Raw genomic sequence first — 24,151 nt, 5'->3', positions numbered from 1 at the left:
ATGTCATGCGCCTAAACAGAACTAACCGGAGAACATCTATGAGCAACTTCGACGACTACAAAGTACACGATATCGCCCTGGCAGACTGGGGCCGCAAAGAAGTACACATCGCCGAAGGCGAAATGCCGGCCCTCATGAAGCTACGTGAGAAATACAAAGCCGAGCAGCCGCTGAAAGGCGCCAACATCATGGGCTGCATCCACATGACCATCCAGACCGCCGTGCTGATTGAAACGCTGGTCGAACTGGGCGCGAACGTTCGCTGGTCATCGTGCAACATCTTCTCTACTCAGGACCAGGCCGCAGCCGCCATCGCTGCCCAAGGCATTCCTGTGTTCGCCTGGAAAGGTGAAACCGACGAAGAATACGAATGGTGCCTGCACAAGACCGTTGGCGCAGACGTAGACGGTTGGGAACCCAACATGATCCTGGACGACGGCGGCGACCTGACCGAGCTGCTGCACAACGAGTACCCGCAGATCATCGCTAACTGCCACGGTGTGACCGAAGAAACCACCACCGGCGTGCACCGTCTGCAAGAAATGCTACGCGATGGCACCCTGAAAATTCCAGCCATCAACGTTAACGACTCCGTAACCAAGTCCAAGAACGACAACAAATACGGCTGCCGCCACAGCCTTAACGACGCCATCAAACGCGCCACCGACCACCTGTTGTCCGGCAAAAAAGCACTGGTCATCGGCTACGGCGACGTAGGTAAAGGTTCCGCCCTGTCTCTGCGTCAGGAAGGCATGATTGTAAAAGTGACCGAAGCCGACCCAATCTGCGCCATGCAAGCCTGCATGGACGGCTTTGAAGTGGTATCTCCGTACATTGACGGCCTCAACACCGGCACAGAGCAAGGCATCAACACTGACCTGCTGGGCAACACCGACTTGCTGGTAACCACCACTGGCAACGTCAACGTGTGCGACGCCAACATGCTGAAAGCCCTGAAGAGCGGCGCTGTGGTTTGTAACATTGGCCACTTCGACAACGAAATCGACACCGCTTACATGCGTAAAAACTGGGAATGGGACGAGGTTAAGCCGCAGGTACACCTGATCTACCGCGACAAAGCAACCAACGACCACCTGATCCTGCTGTCCGAAGGCCGCCTGGTAAATTTGGGCAACGCAACCGGCCACCCCTCACGGATCATGGACGGCTCCTTCGCCAACCAGGTACTGGCACAGATGTACCTGTTCGAGCGCAAGTTTGCCGATCTGCCAGAAGAAGCAAAAGCCAAAGGCGTTTACGTTCAGGTACTGCCCAAGCAGCTGGACGAAGAAGTGGCCCGCGCTATGGTCGAAGGTTTCGGTGGCGTGATCACCAAAATGACGCCGGACCAGGCCAAATACATCGGCGTGCCGGTAGAAGGCCCGTACAAGCCGGAAACTTACAGGTACTAAGCGGACAGAATCATGCAATCCCAGAAGCAATTTAAACGTCGCTTCAGCTTTGAGTTTTTCCCGCCCAAGACAGATGCGGGCAAAGAAAAACTTCAGGTTGTTCGCGACCAACTCGCCGAAGTGAACCCTGACTTTTTCTCGGTCACCTTCGGTGCCGGCGGCTCCACCCGTGACCGCACTATTGAAACCGTGCTGAACCTGCACAAGCAGGGCATCTCCACAGCACCGCACCTGTCCTGCGTGGGTGGTACCCGCGCAGAGATCAGAGAGCTGCTGGACGAGTATAAAGACAACGGCATCAACCGGATCGTTGCCCTGCGGGGCGACCTGCCGTCAGGTATGGGGGCTTCCGGTGAACTGCGTTATGCCAACGAACTGGTAGAGTTCATTCGGGAACACAGCGGCGACCACTTCAATCTTGAAGTGGCGGCCTACCCGGAATTCCACCCGCAGGCTCGCAGCGCGGAAGATGATCTGAATAACTTTGCCCGCAAGGTACAGGCTGGCGCCAACAGCGCGATCACCCAGTACTTCTTTAACGCGGACAGTTACTTCTACTTCATCGACCGTCTAGAGAAGATGAACATCACCATTCCGGTGGTGCCAGGCATTATGCCCATCGTCAACTTCTCCAGCCTGGTGCGCTTCTCCGACATGTGCGGTGCAGAAATCCCGCGCTGGATTCGCAAGCAGCTGGAAGCCTACGGTGACGACACTGTCAGCATCCGGAAATTCGGCGAAGAAATCGTGACCCGTATGTGCGAAGAACTGCTTCAGGCCGGCGCGCCCGGACTGCACTTCTACACCCTGAACCAGACCGAACCCAGCCTTTCGATCTGGAAGAATCTGGGCATTACGGACCGCGAAAAGATCTCCTTCTGATCTTTCGTCATCAACTCTCTCCCACCCCGGGAGAGAGTTTTCCTCCTTTATTCTGCTCATTAATCCCCCCTGATCACCTGAAACTCCTCGTTTTTTAGTCTAAAGTGTCTCTGATGCAATCCCATTAACGCTCCCCGTGATGCGCAGTCACAACTCTGCGTCATTGTGGTCTGCCTTACCGGGCAGAAGGAGCCATAACAAGACTTAGGAGAAAGCATGAGCAGCAAATGGCTAAAAACACTGGGCGCAGGTTTGGCACTGTCAGTTGCCGCAACGTCGGTAAGTGCGGAAACCCTTCGAGTGGTCACAGACCCCAGTTTCGTTCCATTTGAAATGATGGATCAGGAAACCGGCGAAATGATCGGTTTCGATATGGAAGTCATTGCAGCCGTCGCCGAACGGGCAGGCTTTGACTACGACCTGAACACCATGGATTTCAACGGCATTATCCCCGCCCTGCAAGCGGGCAACGTAGACATCGCCATCGCCGGCATCACCATTACTGAAGAGCGTGGCGAGATCGTTGATTTCTCCGACCCGTATTACGATTCCGGTCTCCGAATTCTGGTTCGCTCCGGCGCCGACATGGATGACATGTCCGATCTTGAAGGCAAGAAAATCGGCACCAAAATCGGTAGCACCAGCTACGACTATCTGATGAAATCCCTCGACGATGATGACGGAGTAACCCCTTACCCGGGTAGCTCCGACATGTACATGGCGCTGATGTCCCGCGCCATTGATGCGGTGTTCTACGATGCACCGAACGTCGGCTACTTCGCCAGCACCAAAGGCAAAGGCAAGGTCGAAGCCGTTGGCCCACTTTACGAAGGCCAGCAGTACGGCATTGCCCTGAAGAAAGGCAGCAAGTGGGTTGGCCCAGTCAACGAAGCCTTGGCTGAAATCAAAGAAGACGGCACCTACAAAACCATTTATGAAAAATGGTTTGGCCCGATGCCTGAAGGCAACTAAACCTCCGCTCGTTCCGGTCAGGGCGCACAATGCCCTGACCGGTCCCTCCCAACCCAACGGAGACTCACACTGTGGAATTCCAGTTTCAATTTGACTGGCAGGCAGCAATTCATGCCATCCCCTATCTCGCCAAGGGCATTCCTTACACCCTGATGATTTCCTTCGGTGGCCTCGCCATCGGCTTTGTGCTGGGCATCATTTTCGGTTTGCTCAGTATCAACAAGAAATGGTTTCTGCGCTGGCCGGCCACCGCTTACATCGAGATTTTCCGCGGCACGCCGATTCTGGTTCAGGTGCTGTTCATCTTCTACGGTTTGCCCGACCTGGTCGGCGGCCCAATCGACCCGCTCACCGCAGGTATCGCCGCAATAGCCCTTAACTCCGGGGCCTACATTTCAGAAGTCGTGCGTGGCGGCGTTCAGTCTATTGCCAAAGGCCAAAGCGAAGCCGGTCTATCTTTGGGCTTGTCACGCACACAGACTTTCTGGTCGATCATCTGGCCCCAGGCCTTCCGGCGTATGATTCCGCCGCTCGGCAACCAAGCCATCGTCAGCATCAAGGACACGTCCCTGTTCTCGGTCATCGGCGTGGGTGAACTGGTTCGTCAGGGCCAGGTTTACATTGCCAACACCTTCACCGCCTTTGAGGTGTATTTCGTGGTGGCACTGATGTATCTCGCGATCACCTTGTCCTTATCCCTGGTTCTGCGGCTGATGGAACGCCGTGGCCTTGCATCCGTCTGAAGGAATTCGAACCATGACTCAGATTGTAACGATGAAGGGCATGAACAAGTATTTCGGCAAATTGCATGTCCTTAAAGAAATAGACCTGACCGTGGAACAGGGTGAAGTAGTGGTTATCATCGGCGCCAGTGGCTCCGGCAAATCCACCCTGATCCGCTGTGTGAACGGTCTGGAAGAGTACGAATCCGGCACCTTGAGTGTCGACAACCAGGCACTGGCCCCGAAAGGCGGTAACCAGAAAGCACTGGCAGAGATCCGCAAAGAAGTGGGCATGGTGTTCCAGCAGTTCAATCTGTTCCCTCACCTCACAGTGAAAAAGAACATCATGCTGGCGCCGATGAAGGTGAAAAACGCGTCCCAGGTTATCGCCAACGCCACGGCAGAACGGCTTCTGGAGCGCGTTGGCATTGGCAATCAAGCGGACAAATACCCCAGTCAGCTATCGGGCGGGCAACAACAACGGGTAGCCATTGCCCGCGCACTGGCCATGGAGCCCCGACTGATGCTGTTCGATGAGCCCACCTCTGCGCTCGACCCGGAAATGATCGGTGAAGTGCTGGATGTCATGAGGGAGCTGGCCAAAGAAGGCATGACCATGATGGTCGTTACCCACGAAATGGGCTTTGCCCGAGAGGTAGCTGACCGGGTCATTTACATTCACGAAGGGCAAATTGTCGAAGAAGGCAAACCCTCGGACGTGTTCGACAACCCGCAAAACGAAAGGACGCAAGCCTTCTTGTCTCGGGTACTGGCACACTAGAACCCAGAGACACATAGTCTGTCGACATTAATCCACCGGCCTCGATAGCGCGTATACCCCCATCGAGGCCGGAATCTCTTACCGCTGAATCCCATGCCATTCATTAACTAATGACATTAACAAACAGGACGTGTTCGACATGACCAAGCCATCACACGAAGGCCTTTCACCCGCTGGCTCACCGGAATCAATACGAACACATTTAACACTGCTCAGAACACCCAAGCTTGATGCCGGTGATTCGGAAGAAAAACGAACGGAAATTGCACGCTACTTTACCAATACTTTTGATATTTACACGGGCCTTTTCAATTGCCTGGCAGACGATAGCGGCTTCTATGAAAAACCGATTCCGCTGAGGCACCCGCTCATTTTTTACCTGGGCCACACCGCCACCTTTTTCGTGAACAAGCTGGTCCTAGCAAAGCTTCTACCTGAGCGCGTTGATCCCTACATGGAGTCCACCTTTGCCGTAGGGGTGGATGAAATGAGCTGGGACGACCTGAACGATGAGCATTACGACTGGCCCAGCGTCTCCGCCGTGATGGCCTACCGGGCTAAGGTCCGCGCCACCGTACTCGACCTGATTGAAACCCTGCCTCTCCATCTGCCCATCACTTGGGACAGCCCTTGGTGGCCGATCGTTATGGGCATCGAGCATGAACGAATTCACCTTGAAACGAGTTCCGTTCTGATCCGCCAGCATGACCTGGACAAAGTCCGGCCCCAAGCGGAATGGTCCCCGATTCGCGAAACCGGAGAAGCACCGGAAAACAGCTTGATCACCGTGCCTGCCGGTTCAGTTAAAATCGGTAAATCCTACGACGACGCCTATTACGGCTGGGATAACGAATATGGTGACCACCAGTCGGAAATCGATGAATTCAAAGCGAGCCAGCACCTGGTCAGCAATCAGGAGTTTCTGGCCTTCGTAGAAGACGGCGGGTATCAGCAAAACCATTATTGGAGCGAGGAAGGTCAAGCCTGGCGTCAGTTTACCGAGGCCAAACATCCGACCTTCTGGCGCTGGCAGAACAGCTGGCACCTTCGCCTGATGACCGAAGAAGTTGAAATGCCTTGGGATTGGCCAGTGGAGGTGAACTACCACGAAGCCAAGGCTTTCTGTGAATGGAAAAAGGAGCAATCCGGCCTGCCCATTCGCCTGCCTACCGAAGACGAGTGGCACCGGCTATGTTCAGAAGCCGGCATACACGAAGTGGGCGATCAACCCGCCAACGCTAACCTGCATCTGGACCACGGTGCGTCTTCATGCCCGGTCACCCGGTTTCGTCATGGCGACTGGTTTGATGTAGTGGGCAATGTCTGGCAATGGACCGAAACCCCGACTTATCCGTTCGATAATTTCAAAGTGCACCCGCTGTACGATGACTTCACTACCCCCACTTTTGATGGCCAGCACAACCTGATCAAAGGGGGCGCGTGGGTTTCTTGCGGCAATGAAGCGCGTTTGTCGGCCCGTTACGCCTTCAGACGACATTTCTTCCAGCACGCAGGCTTTCGCTATGTCGCTTCCGAAACCGAGGCGATACAACCCCATGCCTACTATGAAAGTGACCGGTTGCTGACCGAATACGCGGAGTTCCATTTCGGCGACACCTGGTACGGCGTCCGCAACTTCCCGCAAGCTCTATCCGAGCGCGCGCTTGTAGCCATGGCCGGTAAGCCCACTCTCAAAGCTCTGGACCTCGGCTGTGCCTGCGGCCGCGCCAGCTTCGAATTAGCCAAACATTTTGATGAAGTGGATGGGGTCGACTTCTCCGCCAACTTTATTCGGTTAGGCATCGAAATGGCTGAACAGGGTTCAGTGCGCTACGCACGGGCCGAAGAAGGAGACCTTGTTAGCTACCACACTCGCTCCCTGAAAGATCTGGGGCTGGCTGAGACGGCAGACAAAGTATCATTCCAGCAAGGCGATGCATGCAACCTCAAACCCCGCCACACCGGCTACGATCTGGTATTGGCAGCAAACCTCATTGACCGGCTCTACAAGCCGAGACAATTCCTGGGCAGCATTCACGAACGCATCAATGATGGCGGCGTTCTGCTAATCGCCTCACCGTATACCTGGCTGGAAGAACATACACCGAAAGAAGAGTGGATCGGTGGCTTCAAAAAAGACGGGGAAGATTACACCACACTGGATGGTTTGAAAGAGATCCTGAGTACTCACTTCAGGCTAATACAAGCGCCGGAGAAAGTGCCCTTCGTGATCCGCGAGACCCAGCACAAATTCCAACACACCTTATCAGAAGTGACGATTTGGGAACGGCTTCCACGCTGAACCATGCGGGCTCACTGTTGCGCTGAGTCTGCCGGAATCTGCCGGCAGATTCTCAGCGGCACTCAAAGCAGGGAGGCTATGGCTTCCCGCTCCTGGTCAATCTTGATACGAGTGTCATTCGCCAGAAAGCCCGCAATCTTCTTGCCTAGGAAAGGCACTTCCGATTTCACCGTCAGGTTGATGTAATTGATGCAGCGATCACCATTACCCTGAACGCGCATCACGCCTTTGATCTTTGCAGGAACGCCTTCGACTTTAACCCTGAATTCACAGTGCCATTCGCTATCGTCCTTTTTAACCCAGTGCTCTTCTTGTCGGATTTCGTTCCACTCACGGTGAAAACTGGCGAGCATCCCTGGCACTTCCGTTGACGCCGTCATTTCGCGCTCGACGACCAATTTACCCGCTACATCGTCCTTCTGAATAGCGATAACCTTTACGTTGCGGGCACCCAGTTTTTCATTCTTTGCCAGAATATGATCTTCAGAAAAAAAGTGACTGATGACGTGATCCAGCCCTGCATCGTATGCATGCTCAAGCGTAAGTTCCATAAAACCTCCATCGTAAGATAGCTGTATTGTTGCGACACAACACATCCGCAACATTGGCCGTGTCGGCGGCACGCTGTGGCATGGCGGCCAGAGCGAACAGATCACATGTCGGTGAGATTTAGCTGGCGTTGGCGCCAGTAGCGTGCTTTCCCGCAACGTTTAACAACCCCTAAGGCCGACGGGAGAAAAACCTGCGCAATAGGAGGCGCTTCAAAGCTACAGGCACTTAGTCAACGGCGATTGGCACGGTAGTCAGTCGCCGCTGTTAACTGTATTATCGGCACTGGTTAACAGCGATCCATTTTGACCTTTGAACTAACGCCCTACTGGAGTCCCGCCTTATGCGTAATGCTGATCTTGTCGCCCGCGGCCTCAAATCTGTGTGGCACCCCTGCACTCAGATGAAAGACCACGAAACCCTGCCACTGGTACCCATCAAACGTGGTGAAGGTGTGTGGTTGGAGGATTTCGAAAACAACCGATTTATAGACGCGGTCAGCTCCTGGTGGGTCAACCTTTTCGGCCATTCAAACCCGAGAATCAACGCGGCAATTCAGCAGCAGATTGGTGAACTGGAGCACGTCATTCTTGCCGGTTTCACCCACGAACCCGTGGTGAACCTTTCAGAACGACTTATTGAAGTGACGCCGGAAGGCCTCAACAAATGTTTCTACGCCGATAACGGATCGTCGGCCATCGAGGCTGCGCTCAAGATGAGCTTTCATTACTGGAAGAATCTGGGCAAACCGGGCAAAAAGAACTTTGTTAACCTGAGCAACAGTTATCACGGTGAAACCCTCGGTGCTCTCGCTTTGGGCGATGTCGCTTTATACAAGGACACCTACCAGCCGCTGTTAATGGAAGTGATCACCGCCCCCTCCCCGGATACCTATAACGCCGAGCCCGGCGAAACCGACGAAGAGTACGCCTTGCGCCAGTTCGAGGCGATGGAAAAGCTGCTGGCTGAACAACACGAGGAAATCTGCGCCGTTGTGGTGGAGCCGTTGATTCAGTGTGCCGGTGGTATGCGCATGCACCACCCGATTTACCACACCAAGTTGCGTGAAGCCTGTGATCGTTACGGCGTGCATTTGATTGCTGATGAAATTGCCGTTGGCTTCGGCCGCACCGGCACCCTCTTTGCCTGTGAACAATCCGGCATCACGCCGGACTTCATGTGCTTATCCAAAGGACTGACGGCGGGTTATCTTCCGCTCTCCGTCGTACTGACCACCGATACCGTTTACAACGCGTTCTACGACGACTACGAAACCCTGAAGGCCTTCCTGCACAGCCACAGTTACACCGGCAACCCCATCGGCTGTGCCGTCGCTCTGGCGACACTGGACATTTTCCGGGACGACAACGTCATCGAAAAGAACCGCCAGCTGTCACGCTGCATGGCCGAGTCGGTAGCCCATTTGGCCGACCACCCCAACGTAGGGGACATCCGTCAACACGGCATGACTCTGGCCATCGAAATGGTCAAAGATAAAGCGACCAAGACTCCCTTCGCCTGGCAGGAACGCCGTGGTTTAAAAGTGTACCAACACTCACTGACTCGGGAGGCCCTGCTACGTCCGCTGGGTAACGTGGTATATTTCATGCCCCCTTATGTCATCACTGAAGACCAGATTCGTCATCTGGCTCAGGTGGCCACCGAAGGCATCGACATTGCAGTAAAAGGTTAAGGAGCGCCCAACCTCATGCGTATACCCAGAATTTTCACCGACAGCCCGCTCAGTGTGGGCAGCCAGTGCGAACTCGACAAAAACGCCGCGAATCACGTGGGCCGGGTACTGCGCATGCAACCGGGCCAGGAGTTGCGGCTCTTCAACAACGACGGTCACGACTACCGTGCGACCATCACGCAGACCGGCAAGAAAAACGTCACCGTTGAAATCCTGAGCAGCGAGCAGAACCAGACGGAATCGTCGTTAACGATCACCCTGGGGCAAACGCTGTCTAAGGGTGATCGCATGGATTACGCCGTACAAAAAGCCGTGGAAATGGGCGTCACCACTATCGTGCCGCTCAGCACCGAACGCTGCGACGTAAAGCTTAAGGGAGACCGCGAAGAAAAACGCCTGCGTCACTGGCAGCAAGTCGCCATCAGTGCTGCCGAACAATGCGGCCGAGCAAAGGTACCGGACATACTCCCCGTCATGTCGGTTCAAGCATGGCTGGAGTACAGCCAGGCCAGTGATCTGCGCCTGGTGCTTCATCACCGCACCGAACACTCCCTGAACACTCTGAGCAAACCCGCCAGCGTCGCTCTGATGATTGGCCCCGAAGGGGGGTTAACCGCCGACGAAATCGCGCAAGCGGAGCAAAGCGGCTTTCTTCCTATCGCCCTTGGCCCCCGCGTTCTGCGAACAGAAACCGCACCGGTTGCGGCCATGGCCCTGTGCCAGTGGCTATGGGGTGACATTGGCAGCTAAAGCGCATATGACCACCAAGAGCATTTCTGGCGGCAACTCAGTCATTGACAGAGAACGCCGCGCTCAACATTATTCATAATCTACAAAAGCCAGATGGATGCTTTCTGGCAACAACAACCGATTATGCGAGCGCAGGATGACAGACTTATTTTTCAACCCAGAATTCTGGCAGTACCTCAGCATTCCTGTAATCGCTGCTCTTATAGGATGGGGCACCAACTGGCTTGCCATCAAAATGACCTTCTACCCGTTGGAGTTCATCGGCAAGCCTCCCCTACTAGGCTGGCAAGGCATCATCCCCTCGAAAGCCCGAAAAATGGCCGCCATCAGCGTCGATGCCACCATTTCCAAAATTGGCACTGTTCAAGAGATCTTCGAACAAATCGATCCAAACGTACTCGCTGCGCACATCATCTACACCGTCGATCCGCGCATTGAAGAATACGTCGACGAGCTCATGCTCAGAGAGCACCCTACTTTCTGGGAAAACCTGCCTTCCTCGGCACGGAAACTCGTCTACGAGCGCGTCAGAAAAGCCACCCCACACCTGGTCGACAACCTGGTGCAAGACATCGCCACCAACATCGAAGACCTTCTCGACATCAAAGGCATGGTGATTGACCGTCTGGCCAAAGACAAACGGCTGCTAAACCGCATTTTTCTGGAATGTGGCGACGTGGAGTTTCGATTCATCATCAACTCCGGCATGTATTTTGGATTCCTCTTTGGCCTTATCCAAATGGCCGTTTGGTACCTCTATCCAGCTACTTGGGTACTTCCGGTCTTTGGCCTTCTGGTCGGCTGGGCCACCAACTGGATTGCCCTGAACGTTATCTTCCGCCCCTTGAAACAACACAACATCGGGCCGCTGAAGATCCAGGGCCTCTTTCTCAAACGCCAGCCGGAAGTGGCTCATTCCTTCTGTCATATCGTCACCCACGAGATCCTCACCGTTGGCAACATTATTCAAGGAATCCTTGAAGGCCCCAAAGGTGACCGTGCCCGCAACATGGTGAAAAAACACATTAAACCGCTGGTCGACGAAACCGCAGGCATGGGAAAAGCATTCACTCAAGTGGCGTTTGGCCCCACCGGATTTGCCGCCATGAAAAATCATGTCGGCGAGAAAGCCATCACCATCTCGCAAAGCTCCTTCGACAACCCCGCGTTTGAAAAAGATCGTGCCCGCGCGGTCGAATCCATCATGGTGGAAAGAATGATCGCGCTCTCCTCCGAAGAGTTCCAGGATCTGCTGCGCCCATGTTTCCAGGAAGACGAAATCAAGCTGATCCTGGTTGGCGCTTTCCTCGGACTGGTAGCCGGCGTCAGCCAATTGATCTTTATTTTCGGGGACGCTTTACTGTAAAGACAATGAATACTGTGCAGAAAAGCTGCACATATCTATACTCTCAGGATAATTCACTCAACGTCAGCGGTGCGGAGGCAATGGATGCCGGGGTTCTTTTCCTGGGTTTCGGGCTTGTTTTCAAAAAAACAGCCCGAACAAAGTGCGCAAGAGACTCGCCTGTTCAGCCATACACTGGATGAACAGGCAAACACCGAAAACGCCACAGCTGAACCACCCCCTCGCCTGGAAGAACACTTGTTCTGCTGGCTTCTGGACGCTCAACCGGCGCACCTCAAGAAGCACGTGCCCAGCGCTGACAAAGTGCTCGCCGAACTGGGACAACGTTTGCAGTCTAACGCCATGGAAGAGCTGCCTCGAAAGCCCGGCACTTTGCCCATGCTGATGCGCGCACTCTCTGCGGAAACCACTGACCGAAAGCATCTAACGGATATCATTCTGAGTGACCCCTCTCTGACCGACCAACTACTGCAAGTAGCCAACAGCCCGCAGTTCAAGCCGGGGGACCATGTCATAGAGTCGGTAGACCAAGCGGTATTCGTACTGGGTTTGAACGGTATCAAAAACGTCATTGCGGCGGCCGTTATGCGCCCGATGATCGCCGCTCGAAACAGCTCTGAAGCACTGTTCGCTCAACGAGCTTGGCGCTGGGGCCTGACCTGCGCCCGTTCCGCCGAGATGATTGCAAGAATTCACAACGACGACACCAGTGCTCATTTTATGGTGGGTTTACTGCCCTCTCTGGCCTACATCACCATTCGCAGGGAAATCACCGCCATCTGCAGAACGCACAACATTGATAGCGAACCGGAACCCGCCTTGCTCAAGCAGGCGTTGGCACAGTACCAATGGGCAACGTGCCAGTTACTCGCCAACATTTGGGCGTTGCCGCCGAAATACCACGCCTGGCTTCTAACGGCAGAGCGCCCATCGCCTACACAGGAAAACTGGCCCCTACTGGATGGGCTGGTGGTGGGTACGCGGGAAGTTCTGCGCCATGCCCGGCAGCGCAACCTGGCGGAGGACGAGTTACAGAACATCGTTCACATCTCGCCACAACAGCTTGATCAAGTCCGGGCTGCGGTTCTGACCATGCTCAAAGAAGGCGGTACCGAACACTAGCCGCCCAATCCAGGCGGCTGTAGATCATTCCGTTTCGCCACCATCCTCTTTGCCGAGCAGCTCAGCAAAACTGACATCGTCACGCCCGAACGACAGATCCATCAACTGAGCGGGCAATGCGTTAGCCGGCAAGCGATCAACCACCCTGTCTTCGTCACGGCGCACCACCTTCAAAACCATCTCGACCGTGATCAGATCCAGTGCGCGACCGGGCACCAACTGATCGCCATTACGCCCGGCCAGACTTAACACACCAGCCCGGATCAACTTATCACTGATGCGGCGCGTGACCTCGCCAGGTACCCGCAACTCATGCTCCAGCGCTTCCTGCTGCGGCGCGGGCTCGCCCTGACTGAAGGGCTTCGCGACCATCCACATCAACACAAGGGCGACTCGCTCTTGCAGCTCCGGAGCCATTTGCACGTTGCGCTTTTTCGCCACAGAGCCGGGATTCTGCATGTAGAACGCCAGGCTGGCACCCAGTAACAGAATCATCCAATTCAGGTAGATCCAGATCAGCAAAATGATCCCGACCGCAAAACCGGAGTAGATGGCCGCGTACTTGGCCGAACCGGCCACAAAGGAGGCAAAGAGCATGCCCCCTGCTTGCCACGAAATACCCGCCAGCAAACCCGCTATAAAGGCATACCGGAACTTAACCCGGGTATTAGGAATGAAGATATAGACAAACGTGAAGGCGGCCACCACCAGGAAGAAGGGCGTGAAACGGGTGGCAATGACGATGAGCGAGCCGAAGGGCTCAATGGCCATCAATGTTTGAGCCACGTCTGACGACAGCAAGGTCGCAGTTGCACCAACAGCGGAAACCATCAGGAGCGGACCAATCATGATCACGCTCAAATAGTTACTGAAGCGCTGTGCCATAGAGCGCATATCCGGCACACGCCAGATCATATTAAAGGACCGCTCGATCTTCTGGACCAGTGAAATCACGGTATAGACCAGCATGGCCAGACCCACTGACCCCAGAACCCCAACCTTGATGTTATCGACGAACCCCAGAATCTGCTCCGCAATCTCAATCCCTTGCGGCCCCATCGGCTGAAAGAACTGATACAGAAACGGCTCCATCTTCTGGTGCACGCCCAGCGCCTTCAGCACAGAAAAACTCAATGCCAACAACGGCACAATGCTCAAAAGCGAGGTATACACCAGACTCATGGAGTGCAACGTGAGCTGGCCACTGACCACATCCCGAACTAACGCGTACAATGAACGACCGGACTTATACAGCCATGTCCAAGGCCAAGATTGCGGTGGGTTAGGGTTGGAAAGAATCCAGTCTTCAGCGGCCTGAAGCCGCTCCTTAAATTGGGTAGACGCCACATGCAGTCCTATTTTGTAGTCTTTTCTACAGCTTATCAGGCAGATGGCAGTAAACAACCTGCCACTGAGTATTTTCGAAAGCCCCGCCCGTTAACACTTCACAGACTGCAGATTTCTCGACGTTATCTCCACAATCCGCTGACGGGCCTCGCGGCTGGCCCAAGCGGAGTGGGGAGTCAGAATCAGATTCGGAATATTCTCCACCAGCAACGGGTTACCCTTGCGCGGAGGCTCTTCGGTCAATACATCAAACCCGGCCCCGGCTATCTGCCCTTCACGCAGAGCGTTCACCAAGGCGCTTTCATCGACTAAACCACCGCGGCTGGTGTTAATCAGCAAGGCCGTAGGTTTCATCAGCCCCAATTCCCTGGCGCCAATCAAATTACGCGTGTCTTCCGTCAGCAGACAATGCAGCGATAATACGTCCGCCTGCGCCAGCAGCTCATCCAACGGAATGCGGGAATAACCATCCACGCTGCCAGCTTCCTGCCCCGGCCGACACCCCAGCACCACGTTCATCCCGAAAGCCTTCGCCCGCTCAGCAACTCCCTGCCCCAAATCACCGTAGCCCAGAATACCGAGCGTTTTGCCCTCAAGCTCCATGATCGGGTGGTCCATCAGACAGAACATCTCGCTGCGCGCCCAGGTGCCATTGCGAGCATCCCGGTTGTAATCCAACAGGCGCGCTGCCAACGCCAGAATCAGCGCCATCGTATGTTGCGCGACGGTGGAGCGGCCGTAGTTGGTCACATTCAGAACCTCAACCCCACACGCTTTAGCTGCCCCCAGATCGATGTTGTTCAGGCCGGTCGCAACCACCGCAATAATCTTCAGTTCCGGGCAGGCCTCAAAGTGCTCCCGCCCCAACACCACTTTATTCACCAATACGGTGTCAAAACCGCGGATACGCTCCCGTACCTGTTCTGGCGCTGTGCGTTCATGGCAGGTCAGTCCGCCCGTCACCCGCTCAATAGACGATAGGTCCACATCACCACCAAGGGTTTTTGCATCCAGAAAAACGGCCTTCATACTTTTCTCCTGACTCAAGCTCAAAACAGATTAAGCTAGACTGAAACAAATTGATAAAACCCGGAGGTACATCATGGAACACGAATTCTGGCACGAACGCTGGGCCAAAGAACAAATTGGTTTTCACGAAGGCACCGTCAACCAATACCTGCGCGATCACTGGTCGGCGCTGTCCGGCTCAGGAACCGAGGCGGTGTTTGTGCCACTGTGCGGTAAAGCCCACGATATGTGGTGGCTGCACGACCGCGGTCACCCTATTATTGGCGTCGAACTCAGCGACGTTGCCTGCAAAGACTTCTTCGAGGAAGCCGGTGAAAAAGCCATGGTCAGCCCCGGCGAGCCCTTCACCACATTCACCCACGGCAGCCTGCAACTCTGGTGCGGCGATTTTTTTCAGCTGGTTCCACAAGATCTGAAACACATCCGGTTAGTCTACGACAGAGCGGCCTTAATCGCGCTTCCCCCGGAAATGCGAAAAGAATACGTCAACCATCTGACTGCCGTCACGCCTGACAACATCACGATCTTGCTGGTCACCCTCGATTACGACAATCACGAGATGAAAGGCCCTCCTTTCAACGTCACCGATGATGAAGTCCACGAGCTCTTTGCTGAAGACTACAGCATCACCCAAATACACAGGCAAGACATGGCTCACGATAGCCCGTTCGCTAAACGCAAAGGACTGAGCAAAGGCGCCACCGAAAGCGTGTTCAAACTCACCAAAGCATAATTTAATGAACCCATTCAGCACTCAGCCTGTCCAACTTTACGAGTCTGAACTAAGCTCAAATTAAACAAACCATCCAATCATTCACACGGCCCCGGCACGACAACCGCCGGGGCACTATGGAGACACTGCGTGAGTTAAAACTGTCGATAACAAGCGAATGTAAGCGAGGGGTATCTATGAGCATTCTGCAGCATTTCAAAGACCGGTATGCACAAACTCAAGAAGAAGAGTTCTCTCTTGAGGAATACCTGGAGATCTGCAAAAACGATCCAACAGCCTATGCTACTGCGGCAGAACGCATGTTGATTGCCATCGGCGAGCCGGAACTGATTGACACCTCCCGTGACCCTCGCCTCTCACGTATTTTTTCCAATAAAGTCATCAAACGCTACCCGGAATTCGACGAATTCTACGGCATGGAAGAAGCCGTCGAAAATATCGTGTCGTTCTTCCGTCATGCCGCCCAAGGGCTGGAAGAAAAGAAGCAAATCCTATATTTACTGGGCCCCGTCGGCGGCGGTAAATCCTCGCTTGCGGAAAAGCTCAAGGCGCTGATGCAAAAAGTGCCGTTCTATGCCATTAAAGACTCACCGGTCAACGAGAGTCCACTAGGCCTCTTTAACCCGGAGGAAGACAGCCCGATTCTGGAAGAAGAGTACGGAATTCCCAGCCGATATCTGAAAAACATCATGTCGCCCTGGGCGGTCAAGCGGCTGCATGAATTTGGCGGAGACATCAGTCAGTTCCGGGTGGTCAAACGCTACCCGTCAATACTCGACCAAATTGCCGTCTCAAAAACCGAACCAGGTGATGACAACAACCAGGACATTTCCGCGTTGGTCGGCAAGGTTAACATCCGCATGCTGGAGGACTTCTCACAGGATGACCCGGATGCTTACAGCTTCAGCGGCGGCCTCTGTAAAGCCAATCAGGGCCTGATGGAATTTGTGGAGATGTTCAAAGCGCCGATCAAAGTGCTTCACCCTCTGCTCACCGCCACTCAGGAAGGCAACTACAACACCACCGAAGGCATGGGATCGGTACCCTTTGATGGCGTGATACTGGCTCACTCCAACGAATCCGAATGGCAAACCTTCCGCAATAACAAACACAACGAAGCCTTTCTCGACCGGGTTTATATTGTCAAAGTGCCTTACTGCGTAAGAGTTACAGAAGAGATCGAAATCTACCGCAAGTTGCTCAAAAACAGCTCGTTGTCAGGCGCCCCCTGCGCTCCGGACACACTGGATATGCTGGCCCAATTCTCGGTGCTGTCGCGCGTTATGGATCCGGATAACTCCAGCATCTTCTCCAAAATGAAGGTGTACGATGGCCAGAACATCAAAGACACCGATCCGAAAGCCAAATCCATTCAGGAATATCGCGATGCCGCGGGCGTGATGGAAGGCATGGACGGCCTCTCCACCCGCTTTGCCTTCAAGATCCTGTCGAAAGTCTTCAACTTCGACACCACTGAAATCGCCGCCAACCCGGTTCACCTGCTGTATGTCTTGGAAAAGCAGATTGAGCAGGAACAGTACGCACCTGATACCCAGGAAAAATACCTGCGTTTCATCAAAGAATATCTGGCGCCGCACTATGTTCAGTTCATCGGCAAGGAAATTCAGACTGCTTATCTGGAGAGCTACAGCGAATACGGTCAGAACCTGTTCGATCGTTACGTCACTTACGCCGACCTCTGGATTCAGGATCAGGAATTCCGGGACCCGGAAACCGGCGATATTCTGGACCGTGCCTCCATCAACGACGAGCTGGAAAAAATCGAAAAACCCGCGGGCATCAGCAACCCGAAAGATTTCCGCAACGAAGTGGTCAATTTCGTGCTGCGGGCCCGCGCCAACAATCATGGGGAAAACCCGTCCTGGCTCAGCTACGAAAAGCTGCGCAGCGTGATCGAGAAGAAGATGTTCTCGAACACCGAAGATCTGCTACCGGTTATTTCGTTCAACCCGAAAGCCAGTCAGGAGGATCAAAACAAGCACAAACAATTTGTCGAACGCATGGTCGATCGGGGATACACCGAGAAACAGGTCCGCTTGCTTGCCGAGTGGTATCTGCGTGTACGTAAGTCCCATTAACGACCAGCGGGAGCAAGCAGCATGGGCATGACCCACATAGTCGACCGGCGACTGAACGGTAAAAACAAGAGTGCGGTGAACCGGGAACGGTTCCTGCGCCGTTACCGCCATCACATCAAAAAAGCGGTCTCTGAAGCCGTGCAGAGACGTTCCATCACCGACGTCGAACGGGGCGAGAAAGTCAGCATTCCGGCCAAAGATATTCAGGAGCCGGTTTTCCGTCACGGGGCGGGCGGGCGCCGGGAAGCGGTGCACCCCGGCAACCAGGAATGGGTAGCCGGTGACACCATAGCGAAGCCCGAAGGCGGTGCCGGTCAAGGCCAGGGCGAAGGGCAAGCCAGCCCCGACGGCGAGGGCATGGACGAGTTCGTGTTTCAGATCACTCAGGAAGAGTTTCTGGAATTCCTGTTTGATGATCTGGAATTGCCAAATCTGGCCCGCAAGAAACTTAAAGACACCGAATCCTTTAGTTACGTTCGAGCCGGTTTTACCAGTCAGGGGGTACCTGCAAAATTGGACGTCGTTCGGTCGCTGCGTGGCGCCCACGCCCGAAGACTCGGGTTGAGTGGCGCTCGAAAGAAAAAGATCCGTGATTTAGAGGCCCAACTGGAGGTTCTGAAAACAGCGCCAGATGATCTGGACCCAGCGTTCAGCCACGAAGATCAAATCAAAGCGCTGATGGACGAGATTGCTGAACTTAAAGCCAACGTTAAACGCATACCGTTTATCGACGAAATCGATCTGCGCTACCGACAGCACCAGAAACAACCGAAGCCCGCCACCAGTGCGGTGATGTTTTGCCTGATGGATGTATCTGGCTCCATGACCCAGATGCACAAAGACATCGCAAAGCGCTTCTTTATTCTGCTCTACATGTTCCTGAAGAAGAACTACAAGAAAATCGATGTGGTGTTTATTCGTCATCACACCAGTGCCAAAGAAGTGACGGAGGAAGAGTTTTTCTACTCTCGTGAAACCGGCGGTACCATTGTTTCAAGCGCCCTGAAACTGATGCGCAAGATTATCGAGGAGCGATATTCCCCGGACGAATGGAACATCTACGCAGCTCAGGCCTCCGATGGCGACAACTGGAACGATGACTCGCCCGCCTGCGGCAAACTGTTAGCTGAGGGCATTTTGCCTCAAGTGCAGTACTACTCTTACATCGAGATCACACCGCTGGACCATCAAACCCTCTGGTATGAATATGAAAAACTCATGGCCGAGCACCCGCAAAGCTTTGCCATGCAACAGATCGCAGACCCAGCAGACATATACCCGGTTTTCCGAAAGCTGTTCGAGAGGAAAGCTGCATGAACGATTCCATTGATCGCCCCAACGATGCAGAAAGTCCAGAGCCGGGTGTTCGCACGCCCATTTCGACCAGCTCGGAATGGACCTTTGAGCTGATTCAGAAATACGATGACGCCATCGCCAAATGTGCTGCGGAGTTCGGTTTGGACACCTACCCCAACCAGATCGAGGTGATCACCGCAGAACAAATGATGGATGCCTACAGCTCCGTGGGCATGCCGGTGGGCTATAACCATTGGTCGTTCGGCAAACAGTTCCTGCAAACGTCGAAGGGCTACCAGCGCGGCCAGATGGGGTTGGCCTATGAGATTGTGATCAACTCCAACCCCTGCATCGCCTACCTGATGGAGGAGAACACCTTACCGATGCAAGCGTTGGTTGTCGCCCATGCAAGCTACGGACATAACTCGTTTTTCAAAGGCAATTATCTGTTCCGTACCTGGACCGACGCTAACGCTATTATCGATTACCTGGTGTTCGCCCGAAACTACGTGTCCGAATGCGAAGAACGCCATGGCATTGATGCGGTCGAGGAGATTCTGGACTCCTGTCATGCCCTGATGAACTATGGCGTAGACCGCTACAAACGACCATCCCCGATCTCGGCAGACGAAGAGATTCTTCGGCAACAGGAACGAGAAGAGTACCTGCAACGCCGTATTAACGATCTGTGGCGCACCATTCCAAAACCGGACGAAGACGACCCGGTAAAGCGCCAGCCCCGATATCCGTCGGAGCCACAAGAGAACCTTCTGTATTTCATCGAGAAAAACGCTCCCTTGCTAGAAACCTGGCAACGGGAACTGGTTCGCATTGTGCGTAAACTGGCCCAATACTTTTACCCTCAACGCCAAACCCAGGTCATGAATGAAGGTTGGGCGAGCTTCTGGCATTACACACTGCTGCACCGGCTGTACGAAAAAGGACTGGTGACTGATGGCTTCATGCTGGAATTTCTGCAAAGCCACACCTCTGTGGTGTATCAGCCCCCCTTCAATAGCCCTTGGTATTCGGGGATCAATCCCTATACGCTCGGGTTCTCGATCTACACAGACTTGCGCCGGATGTGTGAAGAGCCAACTGACGAAGACCGCGAATGGTTCCCGGACATCGCAGGTACCGACTGGCTGGAAACCCTGCACTTCGCCATGCAAAATTTCAAAGACGAGAGCTTCATTCTGCAATACCTTTCACCGAAAGTGATGCGAGACCTCAAGCTGTTTGCGATAGAGGATGACGACCAGGAAAACCACTACACCGTGACGGCAATCCACGATGAATCCGGATATCGCACCCTGCGCGAGAAACTCGCGGGTCAATACAACCTGAGTTATCGCGAACCTAACATTCAGATCTGGAATGTGGATGTACGCGGCGACCGTTCACTGACCCTCAGGCACATCCCGGTTGATCATATCCCTCTGGGCAAGGAGACCGATGAGGTCCTTCGGCACGTTCACCGACTGTGGGGGTTTGATGTTTTTCTCGAGACAGTGGACAACGGCAAGGTACAAAACACGCATCGCTGCCCCCCTCAAATTGTCGATGAAGATTAGTTCTGACGAGCGCCCCTTAATTCCTGCTCCAAACCCTGAAATAGGACGCTGGAGACGGAACGCTTTTCATCGTGGAAACGTCTGCTAGTCGGTATACTTGCATTCATAACTATAATTTTATAATTGACGGAGACTACAACGGAATGGCACGCCTCAACACACTGGACGCATCTTGGTTGGCAGTAGAATCTGAAGATACCCCGATGCACGTGGGCAACCTGCAAATTTTTTCTTTACCCGAAGGGGCCCCTGAAACTTATCTGCGGGACATGGTTCTCCGCATGAAGGAATCCCACGAGGTGGCCGCGCCATGGGGCGACAAGCTGGCCTGGTCGGGCTTTCTCGGGCGGCTGATTGCTCCGGCTTGGGTCAAAGACAAGGACATCGACCTCGACTATCACGTCCGACATTCAGCGCTTCCGCGCCCCGGCGGCGAAAGAGAACTCGGTATTCTGGTATCACGCCTCCATTCCAACCCTCTGGATTTTTCCCGACCACTTTGGGAATGTCATGTGATTGAAGGGCTGGAAGGCAACCGCTTTGCCATGTATACCAAGATGCATCACTCAATGATCGATGGCATAAGCGGTGTACGTTTGATGCAGCGAGTGCTGACCACCGATTCGCAACGCAGAAACATGCCACCACCGTGGGCTGTGCAGCCGATCAAGCGGAGAGCCCACAAAGGCGATCGCGAAGCCAGTGTACCCGGAGCCTTTTCTCAGGCCGTGGATGCCTTGAAGCTGCAGGTCGATATGGCCCCCAGGCTGTGGCAAGCCGGTAACCGGCTGGCACAGTCTGCGCTGCATCCTTCGGATGGTCTGACTGCACCGTTTACCGGTCCTGTTTCCATTCTTAACCATCGGGTCAAAGGCCAGCGCCGGCTAGCCACTCAGCACTATCCGATCGATCGTATTAAAGCGCTAGCGCACGCTTCAGGCGGCTCCCTGAACGACATAGTTCTGTACTTGTGTGGAACAGCCTTGCGTCGTTTCCTGCTAGAGCAAAACAACCTTCCCCACACGCCGCTCACCGCCGGCATCCCGGTCAACATACGTCCGGCTGACGATCAGGGAACAGGTACTCAGATCAGCTTTATGATTGCCTCGCTGGCGACCGACGAAGCCGACCCTCTGAACCGTCTGCAGCAGATCAAAGAGTCCTGCCGCCGCGCCAAAGAACACTTACAAAAGCTGCCTAAAAAGGCGCTGACCCAATACACCATGCTGTTAATGTCACCATACATTCTGCAGCTGATGTCTGGGTTGGGCGGGCGCATGCGGCCGGTGTTCAACGTGACGATTTCCAACGTGCCAGGCCCGGAAGAAACCTTGTACTTTGAAGGGGCAAAACTGGAAGCGACCTATCCGGTCTCTCTGATCGCTCATGGTGGTGCATTGAACATCACCTGCCTGAGCTACGCAGGCACGCTCAACTTCGGCTACACCGGATGTCGGGATACCCTCCCGAGCATGCAGAAAATCGCCGTTTTCACCGGTGAAGCTCTGGACGAGCTGGAAGCGCTGATTCTGCCGCCGAAACCGGAGAAAGCTCCGGCTCGCAAGAAAAAAAGCAGTAAGGCCTAGCCACTTTCCCAGTGGCCAGCGCCTATCATAACAAGCTGCAAAAAACGGGAGGTGAGCTTGCGCACCTGTTCGATCTGGTAATCGTCTTCCGGTGAAATACTGAGGATGTCGGTCAGGCTGAAGGCAACAGTCCTGACCAGCAGATCACACGCCATATCCAGATCCGAATCACTCAGGTGCCCGAGCAATTTGAGTCGACGTAAGTCGTTAGCCAACTCGCCAGCAAAGAACCGCATTTCACTGCGAATGCCTTCCTGGACAGCACGGCTTTCACCCGCCAATCCTTGCGCCATAAACATAAAGAAGTTTCGATTGGCCAGAACATGAGCCACGAAAATACCCACCGACTCTTCTATCAACTTATCGGCTTGCAACACATTCGCCCGGGCTTCACGCATCATCCTGCGTAACACCAACCCCAGCTCATCAACCAGCTGCAGCCCCAGGTCATCAACACTGCGAAAGTGCCGATAGAAAGAGGTCGGCACCACACCTGCCTGCCGGGTGACTTCGCGAATACCTATGCTGGCGAAATGCCGCCCTTTACCCACCAGCGTCAATGCCGCCGTCATCAGCTTTTCGCGGGTTTCTCCCGGCCGTCGCCTTTGTACATTTGCCATGGCTCTATCCGTACAACAAGATCAAGTTCACAAGTGTACACACTCAGCCGATTAAAAACCTTCCCAGCTTGTCATTATGAGCCATCTTTCCACCCAAGCCATTGTTCAGGCCCAAACTCATGTGTACAGTCGTACACATCAAGTGAACAACTGTACACATGATATTTTAAATGACCGCTTTAAGCACTTGGAGATACACCATGCTGGCAAAAATTACGCAGTCCAAAACGTTACATTGGCTTGGCCGGCAGTTGCTGAATCGCGAAGATCCCCGCGCATTTTTTGACCCTCTGACCACGGCCATTAACCCCATGTGGGTACAACAGTACACACCCGCCCGAGTCGAGCGCATAACAGCAGAGACCCAAGACACCAAAACGTTTGAACTGAGACCCGCGAATCGTTGGGGTGGTTTTAAAGCGGGCCAGCATTTGAATGTGAATGTTGAAATCAACGGCACTCGGCGAACCAGAACCTTCAGTCTGTCCAGCTCACCGGCGCTCTGGGAAAGTCAGGGACTCATAACTCTGACGATCAAGCGCTTACCGGGCGGGTTGGTCACAAACTGGCTGCACGACGACCTGAAAGCTGGCGATGTAATCGGGCTCACGGAAGCCTTTGGCGACTTCCTGATTCCGGAGGAAAAGAAGCCCGTACTGTTCATTGCGGGCGGCAGCGGTATTACGCCAATCCTGAGCCAACTCGACACCATGGCCCTGGAACATTATCCGGGGCCCGTCACGCTGCTCTATTACGTCCGCACTCAAAGCGATGTGATCGGTGAGGAAAAGCTGAGCGCGCTGCGTAGCCGCTATCCGGCTTTCTCACTGAACATCATCACCACCCACGAGGGCTCAGCGCCTCGCTATCTGAAGGGTGAAGATCTGGACTCGATCCCCGGTCTGACAGGCTGCGAGATCTTTCTGTGCGGACCGAAAGGTTTGATGGATTTAGCCACAGAACAGCTTTGCCAGCGGGGCATCAACGAGGATGAACTGCACAGCACCTTCTTCGCCCCACCGGCTCCGGCGAAGCTTGCCACTAACGACATCGGTGGCGAAGTAACGTTCAGTACAAGCAACCTGACCGTGGACTCTAAAGGCGACGCCAATTTACTGGAGATTGCGGAAGCCGCCGGCCTATCGCCCCAGCATGGCTGCCGTATGGGCATATGCCATCAGTGCAGCTGCACGAAAACCAGCGGCACGGTGGTAAACCGGCTGACAGGTCAAGTGTCCGGCCCCGGCTCAGAGAGCGTTCAATTATGCATTTCCATCCCCCAGGGCCCGGTGGCTCTGGAGGCATAACCCTTTTTA

20 protein-coding genes are annotated in these 24,151 nt (G+C 54.3%); 16 read left to right on the top strand and 4 right to left on the bottom strand.

Annotated elements, in window-relative coordinates:
* Positions 1 to 38 precede the first annotated feature (38 nt).
* The 6 genes from ahcY to ovoA all read left to right on the top strand — a co-directional run bounded on the left by ahcY (position 39) and on the right by ovoA (position 7,071).
* Entirely contained in the window at positions 39 to 1,412 is a 1,374-nt protein-coding gene (gene ahcY / locus VOI14_RS09490) for an adenosylhomocysteinase (RefSeq protein WP_416361403.1), read from the top strand.
* A gap of 12 nt (positions 1,413 to 1,424) precedes the next feature.
* Positions 1,425 to 2,294 carry a methylenetetrahydrofolate reductase [NAD(P)H] gene (gene metF, locus VOI14_RS09485; protein WP_323751807.1) on the top strand — a complete coding sequence of 290 codons (870 nt, stop codon included), beginning with the start codon at positions 1,425 to 1,427 and terminating at the stop codon, positions 2,292 to 2,294.
* Positions 2,295 to 2,510: 216 nt separating this feature from the next.
* Positions 2,511 to 3,266, top strand: coding sequence for a transporter substrate-binding domain-containing protein (locus tag VOI14_RS09480; protein WP_323751806.1), 756 nt, complete (start codon positions 2,511 to 2,513; stop codon positions 3,264 to 3,266).
* A 71-nt stretch (positions 3,267 to 3,337) separates the two neighbouring features.
* Entirely contained in the window at positions 3,338 to 4,009 is a 672-nt protein-coding gene (locus VOI14_RS09475) for an amino acid ABC transporter permease (RefSeq protein WP_323751805.1), read from the top strand.
* Positions 4,010 to 4,022: 13 nt separating this feature from the next.
* Positions 4,023 to 4,769, top strand: a complete 747-nt coding sequence (locus tag VOI14_RS09470; RefSeq protein WP_323751804.1) for an amino acid ABC transporter ATP-binding protein — start codon at positions 4,023 to 4,025, stop codon at positions 4,767 to 4,769.
* Between the two features lie 139 nt (positions 4,770 to 4,908).
* Complete coding sequence (gene ovoA / locus VOI14_RS09465; RefSeq protein WP_323751803.1) at positions 4,909 to 7,071, top strand: 5-histidylcysteine sulfoxide synthase; 2,163 nt, start codon at positions 4,909 to 4,911, stop codon at positions 7,069 to 7,071.
* Between the two features lie 62 nt (positions 7,072 to 7,133).
* On the opposite strand, the gene VOI14_RS09460 is transcribed toward ovoA, so the two are convergent.
* On the bottom strand, positions 7,134 to 7,622 hold the full coding sequence (locus VOI14_RS09460; protein WP_323751802.1) for a DUF2505 domain-containing protein: 489 nt from the start codon (positions 7,620 to 7,622) through the stop codon (positions 7,134 to 7,136).
* 341 nt (positions 7,623 to 7,963) lie between these two features.
* On the opposite strand from VOI14_RS09460, the gene VOI14_RS09455 reads away from it, so the two are divergent.
* The 4 genes from VOI14_RS09455 to VOI14_RS09440 all read left to right on the top strand — a co-directional run bounded on the left by VOI14_RS09455 (position 7,964) and on the right by VOI14_RS09440 (position 12,551).
* Positions 7,964 to 9,313, top strand: a complete 1,350-nt coding sequence (locus VOI14_RS09455; RefSeq protein WP_323751801.1) for an adenosylmethionine--8-amino-7-oxononanoate transaminase — start codon at positions 7,964 to 7,966, stop codon at positions 9,311 to 9,313.
* A gap of 15 nt (positions 9,314 to 9,328) precedes the next feature.
* The gene (locus VOI14_RS09450; RefSeq protein WP_323751800.1) at positions 9,329 to 10,063 is read left to right on the top strand and encodes a 16S rRNA (uracil(1498)-N(3))-methyltransferase; all 735 of its coding nucleotides are present in this window, start codon (positions 9,329 to 9,331) and stop codon (positions 10,061 to 10,063) included.
* Between the two features lie 136 nt (positions 10,064 to 10,199).
* Positions 10,200 to 11,429, top strand: a complete 1,230-nt coding sequence (locus tag VOI14_RS09445; RefSeq protein WP_323751799.1) for a hypothetical protein — start codon at positions 10,200 to 10,202, stop codon at positions 11,427 to 11,429.
* Between the two features lie 114 nt (positions 11,430 to 11,543).
* Complete coding sequence (locus tag VOI14_RS09440) at positions 11,544 to 12,551, top strand: HDOD domain-containing protein (RefSeq protein WP_323751798.1); 1,008 nt, start codon at positions 11,544 to 11,546, stop codon at positions 12,549 to 12,551.
* A 24-nt stretch (positions 12,552 to 12,575) separates the two neighbouring features.
* Here the strand turns inward: VOI14_RS09440 and VOI14_RS09435 are convergent, their stop codons facing one another.
* Positions 12,576 to 13,898: a YihY/virulence factor BrkB family protein gene (locus VOI14_RS09435; protein ID WP_323751797.1), complete on the bottom strand. Its 1,323-nt coding sequence runs from the start codon at positions 13,896 to 13,898 to the stop codon at positions 12,576 to 12,578.
* Positions 13,899 to 13,988: 90 nt separating this feature from the next.
* Positions 13,989 to 14,927: a D-2-hydroxyacid dehydrogenase gene (locus VOI14_RS09430; RefSeq protein WP_323751796.1), complete on the bottom strand. Its 939-nt coding sequence runs from the start codon at positions 14,925 to 14,927 to the stop codon at positions 13,989 to 13,991.
* Positions 14,928 to 15,000: 73 nt separating this feature from the next.
* Here VOI14_RS09430 and tmpT point away from each other — a divergent pair, with 73 nt between their 5' ends.
* From tmpT to VOI14_RS09405, 5 genes are all read left to right on the top strand, one after another.
* Positions 15,001 to 15,660: a thiopurine S-methyltransferase gene (tmpT, locus tag VOI14_RS09425; protein WP_323751795.1), complete on the top strand. Its 660-nt coding sequence runs from the start codon at positions 15,001 to 15,003 to the stop codon at positions 15,658 to 15,660.
* Between the two features lie 176 nt (positions 15,661 to 15,836).
* Positions 15,837 to 17,759, top strand: coding sequence for a PrkA family serine protein kinase (locus VOI14_RS09420; RefSeq protein WP_323751794.1), 1,923 nt, complete (start codon positions 15,837 to 15,839; stop codon positions 17,757 to 17,759).
* A gap of 27 nt (positions 17,760 to 17,786) precedes the next feature.
* The gene (locus tag VOI14_RS09415) at positions 17,787 to 19,076 is read left to right on the top strand and encodes a YeaH/YhbH family protein (protein ID WP_323751793.1); all 1,290 of its coding nucleotides are present in this window, start codon (positions 17,787 to 17,789) and stop codon (positions 19,074 to 19,076) included.
* On the top strand, positions 19,073 to 20,629 hold the full coding sequence (locus tag VOI14_RS09410) for a SpoVR family protein (RefSeq protein ID WP_323751792.1): 1,557 nt from the start codon (positions 19,073 to 19,075) through the stop codon (positions 20,627 to 20,629). Before VOI14_RS09415 ends, VOI14_RS09410 begins: the two co-directional genes overlap by 4 nt.
* A gap of 143 nt (positions 20,630 to 20,772) precedes the next feature.
* The gene (locus VOI14_RS09405; protein WP_323751791.1) at positions 20,773 to 22,215 is read left to right on the top strand and encodes a wax ester/triacylglycerol synthase family O-acyltransferase; all 1,443 of its coding nucleotides are present in this window, start codon (positions 20,773 to 20,775) and stop codon (positions 22,213 to 22,215) included.
* On the opposite strand, the gene VOI14_RS09400 is transcribed toward VOI14_RS09405, so the two are convergent.
* Positions 22,212 to 22,835, bottom strand: a complete 624-nt coding sequence (locus tag VOI14_RS09400) for a TetR family transcriptional regulator (protein ID WP_323751790.1) — start codon at positions 22,833 to 22,835, stop codon at positions 22,212 to 22,214. The two genes, VOI14_RS09405 and VOI14_RS09400, sit on opposite strands and share 4 nt — an antisense overlap.
* Positions 22,836 to 23,035: 200 nt before the next feature.
* On the opposite strand from VOI14_RS09400, the gene VOI14_RS09395 reads away from it, so the two are divergent.
* Complete coding sequence (locus VOI14_RS09395) at positions 23,036 to 24,142, top strand: ferredoxin reductase (RefSeq protein WP_323751788.1); 1,107 nt, start codon at positions 23,036 to 23,038, stop codon at positions 24,140 to 24,142.
* Positions 24,143 to 24,151: the final 9 nt, after the last annotated feature.

It is taken from the genome of Marinobacter sp. (genome assembly GCF_034669625.1).
Lineage (GTDB): Bacteria > Pseudomonadota > Gammaproteobacteria > Pseudomonadales > Oleiphilaceae > Marinobacter.
This window is presented reverse-complemented; position numbering and strand designations above follow the sequence as displayed.